Source organism: Halorussus salinisoli (genome assembly GCA_005239435.1).
Classification (GTDB): domain Archaea; phylum Halobacteriota; class Halobacteria; order Halobacteriales; family Haladaptataceae; genus Halorussus; species Halorussus salinisoli.
In genome coordinates this window covers 1,208,643-1,224,732 of sequence record SZNP01000001.1, presented here as the reverse complement: position 1 = coordinate 1,224,732, position 16,090 = coordinate 1,208,643, and the positions used below count along the sequence as shown (strand labels likewise).

The following is a 16,090-nucleotide window of genomic DNA, read 5'->3' as shown; positions in this document are numbered from 1 at the left end:
TGTGCCCCCACCCGCCTACTCACCTTGTGGGCGCGTGAGTAGGGTCCACGAATCCGTCCGGTTCACGACGACGGTTCGCCCCACCGAACGAAACGGTAACCCCACCATCCGGACGAGAGCGTATCTCGGCGGGCGAGACCCACCCAGACGCGGCAGCCAGACCCACCCAAACGCGGCAGAAAGATTTTGACCACCCGTCCCCAACTGAAAGCCGTGAGTCTCTATCGTAGCGTCCGGGCAATCGCCGACGCGTCGGGCGACGGACCCATCGACTGGGAAGCGGTCGCCGAGGCAGCGAAGGCAGTGACGTCTCCCGGCTCGCTCGAGTTGTCCGAGACCGAGCAGGAAGGGTACGCGGCCGACGTGCGGGACGCCCGTACTCGCGTACGCGAGGTTTCCGGCGCGGAGTTCGACGTGCCTAACACTATCGAAGTCCAGAACCGACATCACTGGATCGACGCCAACATCGACACCTTCCGGCGGGTGATGAAACCGGTCGAGGAACACGGTCCCGCCGTCATGCCGGGCGTCGCCCGCACCATCAACACCGGCACGATGTCGGTGATGCTCTCGGTGCTGGCCAAGAACGTCCTCGGCCAGTACGACCCGCTCCTGTTGGCGGACAGCGACGAACACGCCCTCTACTTCGTCCGGCCGAACATCGACCGCATCGCCCGCGAACTCGACGTGAACTACGACCGATTCCGGCGCTGGATAGCGTTCCACGAAGTGACCCACGCCGCGGAGTTCGGCGCGGCCCCGTGGCTCTCGGGTCACCTCGAAGCGCGGATGGAGTCGGGCATCGACGCGCTGGCGAAGGGACGACTCGACCGGGAGGCGTTCCGCGAACTCGACGCCGCGATGACCGCGGTCGAGGGGTACGCCGAACTCCTGATGGACGGCGCGTTCGACGACGAGTACGCCGACCTCCGCGAGAAGATGGAGGCCCGCAGACGCGGCGGCGACCCGCTCTCCCGACTCGTCCGCCGGATGCTCGGTCTCGGCCTGAAGCGCAGGCAGTACGAGCGCGGCAAAGCGTTCTTCGAGGCGGTCGCCGCCGAGCGCGGCATCGAAGGTGCGAGCGTGGTCTGGGACCGTCCCGAGAATCTGCCGACCGACGCGGAACTGGACGCTCCTCAGCGTTGGCTGACCCGAGTGAATCCCTGATCGATACGGAGAGTTCCTGATTGGTCCGGGAAACCCGGATACTGCGGAGAAGCACTAATGCTGCTGAGAATCCCTAATACTGCGGAGAATCCATAATATCCGCGGCGCTACAGAATATAGACGAGGTAGGCGAGCAGAACCGCTCCGACCACTGACCCCGCGACGACTGCGACCGCGACCTGCACCAGCGACCCGCCGCCCGAGAGCGTGATGAGTCCGGCCGACGCACCGACCAGCACGACGATACTGGCTTTGAGCACGTTCATCGCGTCTCGCTTCTCTTCGTCGGTTGCAGGGCCGACCATCGTTAGAGGTCGTGCGGCGCGCTGACGTGCATCTGCACGAATCGCCAGCGTCGCTCGTCGCCTTCGTCTGACTCGCTTTCGTGGGCTCCGCTCCGTCCCGACTCGATTTCGAGAACCCCACTCCACCGCGTGTCGAACGACTGGCGTTCTCCGTCCGAGTCTATCCACGAGAGACCCACGTCGTCGGTGAACCACGCCACCGACTCGCTTCCGGCCGCTTCCTCCGACTCACTTCCGACCGCTTCCTCCGACTCACTTCCGACCGCTTCCTCCGACTTACGTCCGGCCACTTCTTCCGACCCACGCTCGACGACCTCCAAGGCACGGCTCTCGACCTGCCAATCCTCCGTCGCCCGGGTCTGTTCGCGGAGTCCCTCGGCGACCGATTCGTAGCCTCCGAGACGCTCGCTGATGCCGAACTTCACCACGTCGTCGCGCTCGGCGAAGAAGGGCGAGAGAGGGTCGCTCCGCCGGAGCGCCTCGTAGTAGTCCTCGACGGTTTCGGTCGGGTTCATGGAAAACCGGTGTCGGCGAATTCGCTTAAGCCTACTCGTCCGCACCGAAAGCCGCTGAAAGAGCGCCGGGACATCACGGGGTGAACGCCGGAAAACCAGGGGACGAACGCCGGAAACAGGATTTACAGTAGTCCGACGCGGCCACAGAATAGACCGACGCGGCTACTGGAACGCTCTACCCACGTCGTCATCGTCGATGAGGTCTTCCAGTTCCTCGTTCAGCAGGTCTTCGGCCTCCTCGAATCGCTCGGAGAGTTCGTCGGCCGACTCCGGGCGGCCGTACTGGTCGAAGTCCATGGGACCGAACGCCGGACTGTCCAGCGCGTCCATCACGTCGTCGAAGAAATCGTTCGGCGTGGTCGGCGCGTCGGCGTGGGCCTCGACGACCGCTTCGAGGTGCCGGGCCTTCTCCTCGGCGTCGTCCTCGCTCTCGGGCGGGTTCTGGACAGCGAAGCGGCCCCCGGTCTCCTGCTCGGGGAGGAACGAGCCGATTTCGTCGTCGAGTTTGCGCGCGACCTGCGTACCGACGCCTTTCACCTCGTACGGGTTCTTGGCGTAGGTCTTCAGGAGGTAGACGCCTCCTCGCGGGTGGCCGAGGTAGAGGTCCTCGCCGACGCCGTCGGCTCGGGACCCGCCGACCGCCCGCCAGTCGTCGGAGTCCACGTCCTTCTCGACCACGTCATCGACGATGTCCTTCCACTCGCGTATCCGCATGCTTACGTGTCTCATGCGACCGAGAGAGAATTAACGTGTCGGTCTCGGCTACTCCTTGGAAAAGACAGAACTGATGACATTCCCGGACGGATCGGAACTTCGGTTTAGAAAGCCCCCGCCCGGTCGCGGTCGCTGAGCAGGATATTCTCGCGTCTCACTTCGTTCGACGCTCGAATAGTCGCCTGCTCAGACGACTACACCGAACGCGACCGGGCGGCCCCTTTCAGTCCACCTAGACTGTCGGTTGTTACACCGAGCGCATCCTGTCGGCCGGTCGGCCGAGACCGGGAAAAAGTCGGAAGGGAGGGTCGAAAGCCGCGGAAAAGCAATCCAGCGGTCAGTACGTCGGTGATTCCTCGGGCACGCCGTCGCGCTGGTTGACGACCCGGCCCAAGACGAATAGGGCGTCAGAGAGGCGATTGAGGTACGTGACCGCGGAGTCGTTGATGTCCTCGTCGGCTTCGAGCGCCACGGCGCGGCGTTCCGCGCGCCGACAGACCGTCCGGGCGTGGTGGAGTCGCGCGCCGGCGTCGCCGCCGCCGGGCAGGATGAACGACTCCAGGGGTTCGAGTTCCTCGTCGTAGCTGTCCATCCAATCTTCCAGTTGCTCGACGTGTTCCTCGCAGACCACCGGGTCGCCCTCGTCGGGGTCGGGATTGGCGAAGTCGGCCTGTACCACGTGGAGGTGGTTCTGTATCTCCCGGAGGTGGTCGTCCACGTCGTCGTGACCCGTCGGTCGAACCCGCCCGACGAGCGCGTTCACCTCGTCTACCGTCCCGTAGGCTTCGATGCGAGGGCTGGCCTTCGAGACCCGCGACATGTCTCGGAGGTCGGTCTGACCCTCGTCGCCGCGACCGGTGTAAATCTTCATGCCTTCGAGTTCCGACCGACCGTACTTAACTCTCGTCCCGAACGACTGGCCCCGGTTTCGCCGCGATTTCAGGCCAGCGACGTTTCGACGTACTCCACGATTTTCTCGCTCTCGGCCATCGTCACGCCCGCGTCCTCGTCTACCAGGACCGGAACGCCGCGCTGGCCGCTGATACGCTTCACCTCGTCGCGCTCGGAGTGGAGCGCCTCTACCCAGCGCGTCTCGTACTCGACGCCGTGGTCGTCGAGTGCGTCGTGGACCGTCTCGCAGTACGGACAGCCGTCGAGTGCGTAGAGTTTCACGGACATGCGCAAGGGTTCGCCCTCGCCGGGCAAGTAGTTGATGCCGGACGAGTAATCGATGCCGAGCGAGTGGTCGGGCGGGGAAGCGGTACCGGGAGTTAGATTCACGTCGGAGGAAGTCAAATTGTCGCCCATGAGCACCGAACTAGTCGATTCGGTGCAGGACGTACTGACCGTCTCCGAAGAGGACTTCGCAGCCACGGTCGAACGGGAAGCCGAACAGCTCAAGGACGAAATCCGCGACGGGACGTTCGACAACCCGCAGGCTATCGTCGGCCTCGAATACGAACTGTACGGCGTCGCCGAGGCCGACGCCAGCCTCCGGCGGATGCCGCGGCCGCTTCTGGAACTCGTCAACTTCGAGGGGGAACTCGGCTTGCACAACGCCGAGTTCCACACCAATCCCCAACCACTCAACGAGTTCGGGCTACGCGCCCAACAGACCGAGGCCCAGTCCCGACTCGAAGCGGCCCAGACGAGGGCGCGAGCCGAGCGGATACGGCTCGTGAGCGACGGCCTCTGGACCGTACCGCCAGCGGGGGAGTCGGCCCGGACGTACTTGACCGACAGCGTCGAGCGCGACGGCGTGCGCATCACGACGAACGTGGCCGACGACACCAGGTATCAGGCGATGGCGAACGCCGACACGTACGCGCCGAAGACGAGAATCGAGACGCCGCACGTCGACCTCTCGACGGACGTGGTGATGCCCAAGAGCCTGACTACCTCCATCCAGCCCCACTATCAGGTGCCCCACGCGCCGGACCTGCCCGAGCGCTTCCGGTACGCGCTCCGGGTCGCGGGACCGCTGCTCGCGCTCGGGGTCAACTCACCGTTCTTCCCGCCGGAACTGTACGACACCGACGACGCTCACGTGGTCCTCGACGACCACTGGATGGAGAATCGAATCCCCGTCTTCGAGGACGTACTCAACCCCGAGAGCGGCGAGGAGAAGGTACGATTCCCGGCGGACGTGACGACCGTCGAGGAAGCCGTCGACCGCATCGCGGCCGACCCACCGCTCGTACCGATGCGGGTCGAATCCGAGGGTCGGTTCGACGACGCCTTCCGCCACTTCGAACACAAGCACGGGAGCTTCTGGCGGTGGGTTCGTCCGGTGTTCGAGGGCGCGACCACCTCGTCGGCGAACGCCCGCATCGAGTTCCGGGCGCTCCCGGCTCAGCCGACGATTCGGGACAGCCTCGCGTTCGTCGCGGCGTTCGCCGGACTCATGGAGAGTCTCCCCCGGCGGGACCATCCCGTGCTGGCGCTCGACTGGGACGCCGCCCGCCGGAACTTCTACGCCGCGATGCGCGACGGTCTCGACGCCGACTTCCAATGGATAACCGCGAAGGGCGAGGATACCGACGACACGGAGGAGATACTGACCGAACTGCTGGCGTACGCCCGCGACGGTCTCACCCTGCGCGGTCTCTCGGAGGCCGAAGCGGACGAGTACCTCGATCTGCTCCGTACTCGAGTCACCGGGGGCATCACTCCGGCAGGATGGAAACGCCGCGAACTGCGCCGACACGTCGAAGACGGGAAGCCGATCGCGGGTGCCGTCCGCGAGATGCAGGCGTCGTACGTCCGGCGACAGTCCGAGACGCTCGTCACCGGGACGTTCCACGACTGGCTGGACGACTGAACCGCCGCGGATGGCGTCGGACGCCGAGACCACGAGAGCGGGGTCCGTCTCGGTAGCACCAGAAGGGTAACGGGCTCCGGCCATACGCCCGCCGTCGGGCCGTCTACTCGCTACGTCGGAGGTACGACGCACTACGAGAATTAATATATCGGTATAAGGTTTATTGAGGGGTCGTAAGCGTCCCGCCCCTCGAACTTCGAATCGAGCGGAATGGAACTCGTACGTCCCGGGGTTCGACGCAACTGCGCAGACCGTTTGCGTACTCGATTGCACGCCCGGCCCAAACCAGTATCCTCAAATGCGACGCGAAGCGACGTTCGAACATGGCTCAGGAACTCGACCACGACTGCCCCCAGTGTGGCACCGAACGGACGTTCTACCGTACCGCGAGTACGAACCTCCACCTCGGCCTGAAGACCAAGTGGGGCTGTCCGGAGTGTGACTTCCGATTCGTGCGCATCGACGGCGACATCGACTCGGCCGAGGCCTGACGGCGCTCTCTCCTTCGGTAGTGGCGCTATCCAGTGGTTCTGCTACTCGGTTCGCTCACTAGCGACTGCTCGCCGACTTCTCTCACCAGTACGGAACCGCTTCGCTGGATGGTAGTCCCCGTTTCTCGGGACTGGCAGGTACCTCCGCGCGTTCGTGCGTCGTCTACTACTGGGCGTCGGAAACGCTCACGTCCCACCGTCGTTCCACCTCGAACTCAAGATAATCTCTCGAGGAATAAAAACCATGTTTAGGAACAACAAAAATTGTTTCTAAGCCGCATTTTCCTCCTTCGGAGGTGGAACCTCGGTCGGCGACCCGCCAACCGCGGCGCCGCCACTGATCTCTGGATCTGGCTGTTCTCCCACGAAAAGCCCAGTTGGCGGTCGATGGTCGAGGGAATCTCGCCGAGCGAGCGGTGAAGGGGTACCCGGCCGGGCGGCCTCGGGGTCTGCGCCTCTGTGAGGGTGACCGCGTTCAGTCCACCGACGAGTGACCTCGTCGCCGGTCTCGCCGTTCCTCGTGAGTGCGGAAGTCGGAGCGTTCCGAAGGACGCCGCTTCCGAACGCGGAGCTCGAATTCCCGGGTTCGACGTCCGAATCGAATTCTCGATTCACGCTGGCGAGGGCGAACGGCCACCGAGACGGCGGCCCGACCAGCACTGATAAATCACATCTCGGTATAGAGAATACGGCCAGCGGCGGCGTTCACGGCGGAGGGGCTTCGCTACACAGAAGCGGACTCTGAAGCACTCGACCGGACGGATTCTACGTTCCTGTCCGACGGATGTTCGCACACGGTTCGTTTCGGCCGCGGTGCCGACGTTCTGCTGAACCGCTCCGCTCGACCCGACTATCGCGGGTCGTCCTAGAGGTCGAACTGAATCGCCGGTCGTCTCCAACCCGCGTGTAGAAAGGGTTATGGATGCACCGGGACCGTAAACGAAACATGAGCCAGATTACGGTCGTTCTTCCCGACGGTTCCGAACTCGAACTCGAGGAAGGCGCGACGGTCGAGGACGCGGCGTTCGAAATCGGTCCCGGTCTCGGCCGGGACACCGTCGCGGGAGTCGTGGACGGCGACCTCGTGGACAAAGCGAGTGAACTCCACGACGGCGCGAAACTGGAGATCGTCACGCCCTCCAGCGACGAGTACCTCGACGTGCTCCGCCACTCGGCGGCCCACGTCTTCGCCCAGGCCCTCCAGCGACTCTACCCCGAAGCCAGACTGACCATCGGCCCCTGGACCGACGACGGGTTCTACTACGACATCTACGGCGTCGAACTCGACGAGGAGGACCTCGCCGCCATCGAGGACGAGGCCTACGACATCATCGACGAGGACCTCGCCATCGAACGGTTCGAGCGCGACCGCGAGGAGGCGTTCGAGGTCTACGAGGACAACCGCTTTAAGCGCGAGATTCTGGACGACGAGGCCGCAGACGAGGAGTCCATCTCCTTCTACGAACAGGGCGAGTTCGAGGACCTCTGTAGAGGACCGCACGTCGAATCGACCGGCGAAATCGGCGGGTTCGCGCTCCTCTCTATCTCCGGTGCCTACTGGCGCGGCGACGAGGACAACGAGATGTTGACTCGCGTCTACGGCACGGCCTTCGAGAGCGAGGAGGAGTTAGAGGAGTTCCTGGAGCGCAGAGAGGAGGCAGAGGAGCGCGACCATCGGAAGATCGGCCAAGAGATGGACCTGTTCTCCATCCCCGACCACTCGCCGGGCTGCGCCCACTACCACCCCAACGGCATGACGATTCGCCGCGAACTGGAGGACTACATCCGGTCGAAGAACGACGAGTTGGGCTACGACGAGGTCTGGACGCCCGAACTCAACAAGGCCGAACTCTGGAAGCCGACGGGCCACTACGACACGTTCAAGGAAGCGGGAGAGATGTTCGCGTGGGAACAGGACGACACCGAGTACGGCCTGAAGCCCATGAACTGCGCGAACCACGCCCACGTCTACGACGTCCATCAGTACTCCTACCGTGACCTGCCGGTTCGGTTCTCGGAGTTCGGCACCTGCTACCGCAACGAGCAGTCGGGCGAACTCTCGGGCCTGCTCCGGGTTCGCGGATTCACGCAGGACGACGGCCACGCCTTCATCCGGAAGGACCAGATTCGGGGCGAGATTCTGTCGGTCCTCGACGTTATCGACGACATCTACGGCCACTTCGACCTCGACGTGCAGTACAAGCTAGAGACGAAGGGCGACGACGCGGTCGGTAGCGACGAAATCTGGGAGCAAGCGACCGGCGCTCTGAAGGACGCCCTCTCCTCGGAAGGCCTCGACTACGACGTCGAAGAGGGCGAGGCCGCCTTCTACGGCCCGAAAATCGGAATCAACGCCGTGGACGCTATCGGCCGGGAATGGACCATCGGCACGGTCCAACTCGACTTCAACATCCCCGAACGCCTCGACCTGACCTACACGGGCGAGGACAACGAACCTCACCGCCCGGTGATGGTCCACCGCGCGCTGCTCGGGACGTTCGAGCGATTCATGGGTATCATCATCGAACACTTCAAGGGCAACTTCCCGACGTGGCTCGCGCCCGAGCAGGTCCGCATCCTCCCGGTCAGCGACGACAACATCGGCTACGCGAAACAGCTCCAGAACCGGTACCTCGGCGACTTCCGGGTCGAAATCGAGGACCGGTCGTGGACGGTCGGCAAGAAGATTCAGCAGGCCCACGACGACAACGTGCCCTACATGCTCGTCGTCGGCGACAACGAGGAGGAGGCCGGGACCATCTCGGTGAGGGACCGTGAGGAACGCGAGCGCGACGACGTGAACGTCGAAACCTTCCGAGACCACCTCGACGCAGAAATCGAGGCCAAGGCCATCGAGCCGACGTTCTTGGAGTAGCGCGAACTCTTTTCGGGGTTCTCTCGCCCGAGCCGAACGAGAAGTGATTATGACCTGGTATATTTAGGTTGCGGTCGACGAGTGGCCCAAGCCCTTCGAACCGGAGGACGTCCTGTCGGAACTCGTAGCCGTTCGCTGAGCCGACCGAGGTTTCGCCGACTCACGATAGTTCCTACTCCACCGACTCACGCCGGTTCCCACCGAACCTCCGACAGGGGATGGAGCGGATTCCCGCCGACCACGTCGTAGGTCGTCGCGGTCACGTCGAGTTCGTCGGCGTCCCGGAGCGACGTGAGGAGGTCGTCGTTGTAGTCACGACGATCGGTATAACTGCGCCGAAGTTGACCGAGGAGCGAGTCTTCGGGGTGGAGTTCGCGGACGTGTTCGAGGTGGACGCCGACCTGGACTCGGTCGGAGTACCGAGTTAGCGTCTCGGAAACGATTTCTCGAACGCTCGGAAGCGCGGTCAGCGACCCCTGCGTGAACAGCACCACGTCGTCGGCTTCGGCGTCGCCCTCGTCCTCGCTCCCTTCCTCGTCGGCCAGCACGCTCTCCAGCAGGTTCCACCGGTCGTCTCGGAAGTCGAAAGGCTCGATTCGGATTCGGTCGTGGTCGCCGAACAGTTCGCGGCCCAGCGCCACGCCGTTCTCGGTGGGGTCGCCGCCGACGAACTCGCAGTCGGGGTAGGCGTCGGCGAGGACGCCGAGTTCGTACCCCCAGCCACACCCGAGTGCGACGACCGTTTCGCCGCCCGAGAGCGACCCCGCTAGCGAGGCCACCAGCGCCTCGTCCTGTAGCTCCTGCTTCTCGTCCACGTCCACGAGGAAGAGGTCCTCGGCCCGCGAGATAGGGACGGGGCTCTCTTCGGCGTAGTGGTTCGCCGAGCGCTGGACCTCCCGGAAGTCCATCTCGGGGTTCTCGCGGGCGAGCGCGAGCAGGTTGCCGTACACCTCGTCGTAGGTCGAGACGCCGATTCCGCCGTAGCCCGGTTCCTCCTCCCAGTCGTCGAGTCCGAGCAGGCGGGCGGGCCACGGCGAGTGCTTCGGCAGGTCGCCGAGTCGGAGTTTGCGCATGGACTGCTATTCGACTCTCGGCGCAAAAATAACCGTTTCGAAGGCTACTCCTCGGCTTCGAGCGACTGCCACGACAACCGTAGATTTCGCGCGGCGCTGGTCTGGTCGATTCGCTTGGCGGTCGTCCGGTTGGGTGCGTTCGCCAGCGTCTCGTCGTCCTCGGCCGCGACCGCGTCGAACGCTTCGGCTAGCTGGTCGAGGGTGTCCCTGCTCTCGATTTCGGTCGGTTCGGTCATCAGCGCCTCCGAGACGATTTCGGGCCACTTGGTCGTCGGCGGGTGGACGCCGTAGTCGAGCATGCGCTTCGCCACGTCGGCGGCGTCCTGGTCGCCCGCCGACGCGACGAACTCGTGGTGGAACGGCTCGAAGGGAACCTCGTACTCTATCTGGCTGGCGAGGTAGTTGGCGTTCAGGACCGCCTTCGCCGAGGCGTCCGTGAGACCCTCGTCGCCGAGGCGTGCGATGTAGGCGTAGGCTTTCACGAGGACGAGCCAGTTGCCCTGGAACCCGTGGACCTTCCCGATGGTGGACTCGGGGTCGAAGCGTTCGTAACCGCCACCCTGCTCGGCCTCACGTATGCGCGGCGCGGGCAGGAACTCCGCGAGGTCCGAGACGACGCCGACCGGTCCGGCACCGGGGCCGCCGCCGCCGTGGGGCGTGGCGAACGTCTTGTGGACGTTGTAGTGCATGATGTCGAAGCCCATGTCGCCCGGCCGGGCCTGTCCGAGCAGGGCGTTGAGGTTCGCGCCGTCGTAGTAGAGCAGCCCGCCCGCGTCGTGGACGACTTCGGCGATTTCCTCGATGTCGCGCTCGAAGAGACCGAGCGTGTTCGGGTTCGTGAGCATGAACAGCGCGGTCCGGTCGCTCGCGGCGGCTTCGAGCGCTTCTACCTCCACTCGGCCGTCGTCGCCCGAGGGCAGTTCTACGACCTCGTAGCCCGCGAGGGCCGCGCTGGCGAAGTTAGTGCCGTGGGCGCTGTCGGGCACGATGATTTCGTCGCGCTGGTCGCCCTCGCCGTTGGCCTCGTGGAACGCCTTGGCGACCAGAATACCTGTGAACTCGCCCGCCGCACCCGCCGGAGGTTGGAGGCTCACGGCGTCCATGCCGCCGATTCGCGCGAGGTAGTCCTGTAGCCCGTGCATGAGCGCGAGGCTTCCCTGCACGCTCCGCTCGGAGCGGTCCGGGTGGACCGCGGCCGAGGGGAGCGCGGCCACGTCCTCGGTGAACTTGGGGTTGTACTTCATCGTGCAGCTTCCGAGGGGGTACGGGCCGGAGTCGACGCCGTAGTTCATCTGCGAGAGCCGGGTGTAGTGGCGCGCGAGTTGTGGCTCTTCGAGCGCGGGGAGTTCGAGGCTGTCGCGGGTCAGGTCGTCGGGAAGCGGCGAATCGACTTCGACCTCCTCGCTGTTCTTCTCCGTGAGCAGGGGTTCGTACCGTTCGTCCGCACCTTCGTCGCCCTCCGCGCCGTCGTCGGTCCAGCGTGCCTGGTCGTATCGCATTTCAGGCCACCTCCTCGAAGGCCGCGACGAGTTCGTCGGCGGCGTGAACGTTACTGTCGGTGATGCAGACCTGCACCTCGTGTTCCCCCACGGCGTGAACCGCGAACCCCTCGGCTTCGAGGTCGGCGGCGACCGCGCGGGTGGGTTGGTCGGTGTGGGCGACGAACTCCCGGAAGTGATGGCGGTCGTGGACCGGAGCCTGCACGCCCTTCACGTCGTCCAGTCGGCCCGCGAGGTCGCTCGCTAGTCGCACGCAGTCGTTGGCGAGGTCCACGAGTCCGTCTGGGCCGAGGTACGCCGCGTGGATGGCGGTCCGAAGCGCGACCCACGCCTGATTCGTGCAGATGTTGCTCGTGGCGCGCTCCCGGCGGATGTGCTGCTCGCGGGTCTGAAGCGTGAGCGTGTAGGTACGCTTGTCGGCGGCGTCCTCGCTCGCGCCGACGAGTCTGCCGGGCACCTGCCGCACGAAGTCGTCGCGGCAGGCGAACAGACCCAGACCCATGCCGTAGGCGGTCGGGAGACCGAGGGTCGCGGCGTCGCCGACTACCACGTCCGCACCGACCGACTCGGGTTCCCGAAGCACCGAGAGGGCAACGGGGTCCGAACCGAGGCAGAACAACGCGCCGTGGTCGTCGGTGAGATCACCGATTTCGGCGAGGCTCTCCTCGACGGTCCCGCGAGTGGTCGGGTTCTCGGCGTACACCATCACGGCGTCGTCGTCGATGGTCCCGGCGAGCGCGTCGGTATCGACGTTCCCGTCGTCGGTGGCGAAGGTCTCGACCGACAGGCCCGCGCCGTCGGTGTAGTTTTCGAGGACGTCCCGGCGCTCGGCGAGCAGGTAGTCGGGAACCAGCACGCGGTCGCCGTCGGTCGCCCGGACGCGCGCGGCGAGCAGGGCCGCCTCCGCGAGCGCGGTGGCGTGGTCGTACATCGAGGCGTTGACGATTTCGAGACCGGTCAACTCCACGAGCATCGACTGGTACTCGAAGAGGGCTTGCAGGAATCCCTGCGTGATTTCGGGTTGGTACTGGGTGTAGGAGGTCAGGAACTCCGACCGGAGCGAGAGGTGGTCCACCAGCGAGGGCACGTAGTGTTCGTAGTGGCCCCGGCCGAGGAACTCGGTCAGGTCGTCGTTGCGCGAGAGCAGGCCCCGGACGTGGCGCTCGGTCTCCTGTTCGGTTCTGGCTTCGATGCCGAACTCCCCCTCGAACGCGACCGACTCGGGAATGTCGAACAGTTCCGTTACGTCGTCCGCGCCGACCGCGTCGAGCATCGCCGCGGTCTCGTCGGCAGTGTGGGGTGCGTACGGGCTTCCCCGGTCCCCTGTCTCGTGTCGTCCGCTCATGTAAACGGAGTTAAGGAGTGTATCGTTTTAAGATAGGGGTATTCGGTTACGCTGTCCGGTTAACTGACGAGACGTAAGCAGCGAAGTTGCCGACGGAGAGGACACGGGGAGGAACACGTAAAGAGCCCCCGAGCACTCGCGGTCGCTACCCTCGCTGTCGTTCGTCAGGAACAGAAAGTGGGAACCGTGATTCCGGCGCTACTCGATTTGCTCGCGGTACTCGTCGGCCGACAGCAGTTCGTCGAGTCCACTATCCTCGGCGAGTTCTATCTCCAGCATCCAGCCCTCGCCGAAGGGGTCGTCGTTGACGAGTTCCGGTTGGTCTTCGAGTGCGTGGTTGACGGCCGTGACGGTGCCGTTGACGGGCGAGTAGAGGTCCGAGACCGCCTTGATGGACTCCACGACGCCGAACTCCTCGTCCTGCGTGAGTTCGTCGCCCTCGCTCGGGAGTTCGACGAACACCACGTCGCCGAGTTCGTCCTGCGCGAAGTCGGAGATGCCGACTCTCGCGGTACCGTCGGTCGTCTCTACCCACTCGTGTTCGCTACTGTACTTCCGGTCTTCGGGAACTTCGAAGCTCATTGTTAGTCACTCAGGAATGGCGTGTTCGCAATCTTTGCTTTTTTCGACTGGCCGCGAACCATCACGCGGACGACCGTCCCGGCGTCTGCGTACTCGGTCGGGACGTAGCCGAGCGCGATGGGTTCGTTCAGGGTCGGACTCATCGTCCCGCTCGTCACCTCGCCGATGACGTGGTCGTCGGTGTCGGTCACGTCGTAGCCGTGGCGGGCGACGCCGCGGTCCACGAGTTTGATGCCGACGAACTCCTCGTCGGTTCCCTCCGCGTCGACCTGTTCGAGCGCGTCCCGGCCGACGAACTCGGTGTCGAGTTTCACGGTCCACCCGACGCCCGCCTCGTAGGGGTTCCGGGGATTGTCCTCCGCGTCGAAATCCTGCCCGGAGAGCAGGAAACCCATCTCCATGCGGAGGGTGTCGCGCGCGCCGAGACCACAGGGCTGGCAGTCGAACGACTCCCAGACCGCTTCGGCCGCCTCGGTGGGAACGATAATCTCGAAGCCGTCCTCGCCGGTGTAGCCGGTTCGGGCGGTCCAGCAATCGACGCCCTCGAACTCGGCGTACTTGCCGTCGAACTTCGAGAGGTCGGTTACGGAGTCGGAGGCGGCGTCCGCCACGAGGTCCGGCGCGTCGGGACCCTGCACCGCGTACATCGCGTACTCGTCGGTGGCGTTCTCGACGGTGGCGTCGAGGTTCCACTCGTCGCGGTAGTCGGTCCACCGCCGGTACATCTGTTCGTCGTGGCCAGCGTTGGGGACGAAGAGGAACTCGGTGTTCTCGTCTTCGGGGAGCCGATAGACCACGGTGTCGTCGAGAATCGTCCCGTCCTCGTCTGTTATCATCGAGTAGTGGGAGTCGCCGTGGCCGAGTTCGGTCACGTCGTTGGTGGTGAGTTTCTGCATCAGTTCGTCGGCGTCAGGTCCGGCCACCTCGATTTGACCCATGTGGGACACGTCGAAGATGCCCGCCTCCTCGCGGACCGCGGCGTGTTCGGCCTTGATGGAGTCGAACTCGACGGGCATGTCCCACCCGCCGAACTCCGTGAACGTCGCTCCCTCACCGGCGTGAACGTCGCGCAGTGGCGGCTTCCGAAGCGTCATGATAGGACGGTTGGACGCCCGGCACGTAATGCTTTGTCTTCCGGACGCTTCATTGGTATTCGATTTGGAGTAAACGAGCGTCTGCGGGCGGAAGCCGGAACCGGCGGATTCTCGCGCTCACGCCGGTTCGATGACGATCTGACCGTCGCGGAGTTTGTAGACGAGGCGGTCGCCCTCCTCCACGTCGAGTCCGTCTTCGGCGAACTCCTCGCGGACGGCCTTGATCAGGCTGATTCGCCATCGCTGGGTGACTGTCGTCGTGCCGAGTATCTTCTCTTCTGATTCGTCTGAACTCATCTACGGCCGTCTTTGGTATCGGTGTTGTTATGGATTCTTAGCTATTTCGACTATCTCGACTAACGAAGTGAGGTAGTTAACTCCTCGTCGGCATCTCCGACAGTTCGATGCCTGTTCAGGGTCATCGGGTGCCGTCGGGTCCTCGAACCCACGGATTGTACCCGGTCGTGAGACGGGCGGACCGTTCGCTCGGGAGTAGCCCCGCACGCTACCGATACCGGTACTATTATGGACTGTTAGCTATTTCGACTATATTGACTAAAATGGCTACAGTGGAGATGAACCAACTCCGCTCGCGCTTGGACGAAAGCGGTTCGCGGACCGCGCTCGTCCGCGGCGCGGCCCCGCCGCCGCGGCCGCCCGAGACCGTGACGGTCGAACCGGGCGTCGCCGCGTCGGTCGGTCCCGACGGAAGACGCGCGCCGCTGTACGTGACCGCCGAGGCACCGAGCAGCCGGACCGTCCGGCAGTACGACGGCCCGGACGTCAGCGCGGTCGCCGACTGCGCGGCAGACCTGACCGCCGACCGCGACCCCCGAGCGGTGTGGCTCTGCGGGCGCGACCAGATTCGGTCGTGGTGGGGCGACGGCGTGGTCGACCTGCTCGAACGCCGACTCGCCGCCACTGCGTGCCGTGCGTCCGCACGGCTGGTCGTCTGGGCGAGCGAAGACGACGGTACTGGCGGAGATAGCGAGGCGGTCGAAGACCGCTACGACGTGGTACTCGACCCGTAACGCGCCAGCAGGTCGCTGGCCGCGACGCCGACGTCGGTGCTGTCGCAGGCCGGACACTGGACCGCCAGCGAGCAGTCGCCCGACGCCAGATCGAGTTCGGAGTCGCAGTCCGCGACGGATGCGTCCGCGTCTCGGTTCTCGACCGGACCGGGAACCGCGAGCGCGAGTTGGACGAGCAGTACGAACGTACCGGTGTGACCGCAGTTGTAGCAGTGCGTCATGGTCGTTGGACCGGCAGGTGCGTTCGGCGCGCCGGTCGGGCAGAACTGGTGCGCTATCGTATTTGAACCTTGGTAGAAGTGGTTTTTTATTTCTTCGAGCTATAAATTTGATTATCATAATGGTATATTTCGTTCCCTCGGTGCAGAGAAGCTAGCTACCTATTGAACCAAGGAGGACCGCAACCGCTCCACAGCACCTGGCCCCGCACCGCAACAGCGGGCCACACCCTCCCCAACCGACTCGCTTCGCTCGTCCCTCGCGCGCATTTGGCGCGGCGCACAGTCGCGCCGCGCCAGCACGCGCCGGGTAGTTAGTTCGGAGAAGCGCGCCGGAGGGTGGTTCGGGACGACACGCCC

General features: G+C 64.7%; 17 protein-coding genes. 5 read left to right on the top strand and 12 right to left on the bottom strand.

The annotated features are described in order from the left end of the window. Positions 1-213: 213 nt before the first annotated feature. The gene (locus tag E2484_RS10510; protein WP_137285142.1) at positions 214-1,167 is read left to right on the top strand and encodes a zinc-dependent metalloprotease; all 954 of its coding nucleotides are present in this window, start codon (positions 214-216) and stop codon (positions 1,165-1,167) included. Between the two features lie 107 nt (positions 1,168-1,274). On the opposite strand, the gene E2484_RS10505 is transcribed toward E2484_RS10510, so the two are convergent. The 5 genes from E2484_RS10505 to E2484_RS10485 form a co-directional block, all read right to left on the bottom strand. Beyond that, a complete protein-coding gene (locus E2484_RS10505) occupies positions 1,275-1,472 on the bottom strand; it encodes a hypothetical protein (RefSeq protein WP_137285141.1) in 198 nt (65 codons plus the stop codon). A gap of 2 nt (positions 1,473-1,474) precedes the next feature. Further along, on the bottom strand, positions 1,475-1,987 hold the full coding sequence (locus E2484_RS10500) for a hypothetical protein (RefSeq protein ID WP_137285140.1): 513 nt from the start codon (positions 1,985-1,987) through the stop codon (positions 1,475-1,477). Between the two features lie 162 nt (positions 1,988-2,149). Continuing rightward, the gene (locus E2484_RS10495) at positions 2,150-2,701 is read right to left on the bottom strand and encodes a hypothetical protein (RefSeq protein WP_137285139.1); all 552 of its coding nucleotides are present in this window, start codon (positions 2,699-2,701) and stop codon (positions 2,150-2,152) included. Between the two features lie 337 nt (positions 2,702-3,038). Next, complete coding sequence (locus E2484_RS10490; RefSeq protein WP_137285138.1) at positions 3,039-3,572, bottom strand: cob(I)yrinic acid a,c-diamide adenosyltransferase; 534 nt, start codon at positions 3,570-3,572, stop codon at positions 3,039-3,041. 68 nt (positions 3,573-3,640) lie between these two features. Next, positions 3,641-3,880, bottom strand: a complete 240-nt coding sequence (locus tag E2484_RS10485) for a glutaredoxin family protein (protein ID WP_137285357.1) — start codon at positions 3,878-3,880, stop codon at positions 3,641-3,643. 127 nt (positions 3,881-4,007) lie between these two features. Here E2484_RS10485 and E2484_RS10480 point away from each other — a divergent pair, with 127 nt between their 5' ends. The 3 genes from E2484_RS10480 (at position 4,008) to thrS (ending at position 8,888) form a co-directional block, all read left to right on the top strand. Further along, positions 4,008-5,522, top strand: a complete 1,515-nt coding sequence (locus tag E2484_RS10480) for a hypothetical protein (RefSeq protein WP_137285137.1) — start codon at positions 4,008-4,010, stop codon at positions 5,520-5,522. A 323-nt stretch (positions 5,523-5,845) separates the two neighbouring features. Continuing rightward, the gene (locus E2484_RS24895; RefSeq protein WP_170977287.1) at positions 5,846-6,013 is read left to right on the top strand and encodes a DUF7838 family putative zinc beta-ribbon protein; all 168 of its coding nucleotides are present in this window, start codon (positions 5,846-5,848) and stop codon (positions 6,011-6,013) included. A gap of 946 nt (positions 6,014-6,959) precedes the next feature. Next, a complete protein-coding gene (gene thrS, locus E2484_RS10475; protein WP_137285136.1) occupies positions 6,960-8,888 on the top strand; it encodes a threonine--tRNA ligase in 1,929 nt (642 codons plus the stop codon). A 185-nt stretch (positions 8,889-9,073) separates the two neighbouring features. Here thrS and E2484_RS10470 read toward each other — a convergent pair whose 3' ends face one another. The 6 genes from E2484_RS10470 to E2484_RS10445 all read right to left on the bottom strand — a co-directional run bounded on the left by E2484_RS10470 (position 9,074) and on the right by E2484_RS10445 (position 14,778). Next, positions 9,074-9,961 (bottom strand): class I SAM-dependent methyltransferase, encoded by an 888-nt coding sequence (locus E2484_RS10470; protein WP_137285135.1) that lies wholly within the window; start codon positions 9,959-9,961, stop codon positions 9,074-9,076. Between the two features lie 44 nt (positions 9,962-10,005). Beyond that, positions 10,006-11,460 (bottom strand): aminomethyl-transferring glycine dehydrogenase subunit GcvPB, encoded by a 1,455-nt coding sequence (gene gcvPB / locus E2484_RS10465; protein WP_137285134.1) that lies wholly within the window; start codon positions 11,458-11,460, stop codon positions 10,006-10,008. A 1-nt stretch (position 11,461) separates the two neighbouring features. Next, positions 11,462-12,805 carry an aminomethyl-transferring glycine dehydrogenase subunit GcvPA gene (gcvPA, locus tag E2484_RS10460; protein WP_137285133.1) on the bottom strand — a complete coding sequence of 448 codons (1,344 nt, stop codon included), beginning with the start codon at positions 12,803-12,805 and terminating at the stop codon, positions 11,462-11,464. Between the two features lie 198 nt (positions 12,806-13,003). Further along, positions 13,004-13,387, bottom strand: coding sequence for a glycine cleavage system protein GcvH (gene gcvH, locus E2484_RS10455; RefSeq protein ID WP_137285132.1), 384 nt, complete (start codon positions 13,385-13,387; stop codon positions 13,004-13,006). 2 nt (positions 13,388-13,389) lie between these two features. Continuing rightward, positions 13,390-14,481, bottom strand: a complete 1,092-nt coding sequence (gene gcvT / locus E2484_RS10450) for a glycine cleavage system aminomethyltransferase GcvT (RefSeq protein WP_137285131.1) — start codon at positions 14,479-14,481, stop codon at positions 13,390-13,392. Positions 14,482-14,598: 117 nt separating this feature from the next. Further along, positions 14,599-14,778, bottom strand: a complete 180-nt coding sequence (locus E2484_RS10445; RefSeq protein WP_137285130.1) for an AbrB/MazE/SpoVT family DNA-binding domain-containing protein — start codon at positions 14,776-14,778, stop codon at positions 14,599-14,601. Positions 14,779-15,041: 263 nt separating this feature from the next. Between E2484_RS10445 and E2484_RS10440 the strand changes: the two genes are divergently transcribed. Next, a complete protein-coding gene (locus E2484_RS10440; RefSeq protein WP_137285129.1) occupies positions 15,042-15,512 on the top strand; it encodes a hypothetical protein in 471 nt (156 codons plus the stop codon). On the opposite strand, the gene E2484_RS10435 is transcribed toward E2484_RS10440, so the two are convergent. Then, positions 15,488-15,733: a hypothetical protein gene (locus E2484_RS10435; RefSeq protein WP_137285128.1), complete on the bottom strand. Its 246-nt coding sequence runs from the start codon at positions 15,731-15,733 to the stop codon at positions 15,488-15,490. The two genes, E2484_RS10440 and E2484_RS10435, sit on opposite strands and share 25 nt — an antisense overlap. Positions 15,734-16,090: the final 357 nt, after the last annotated feature.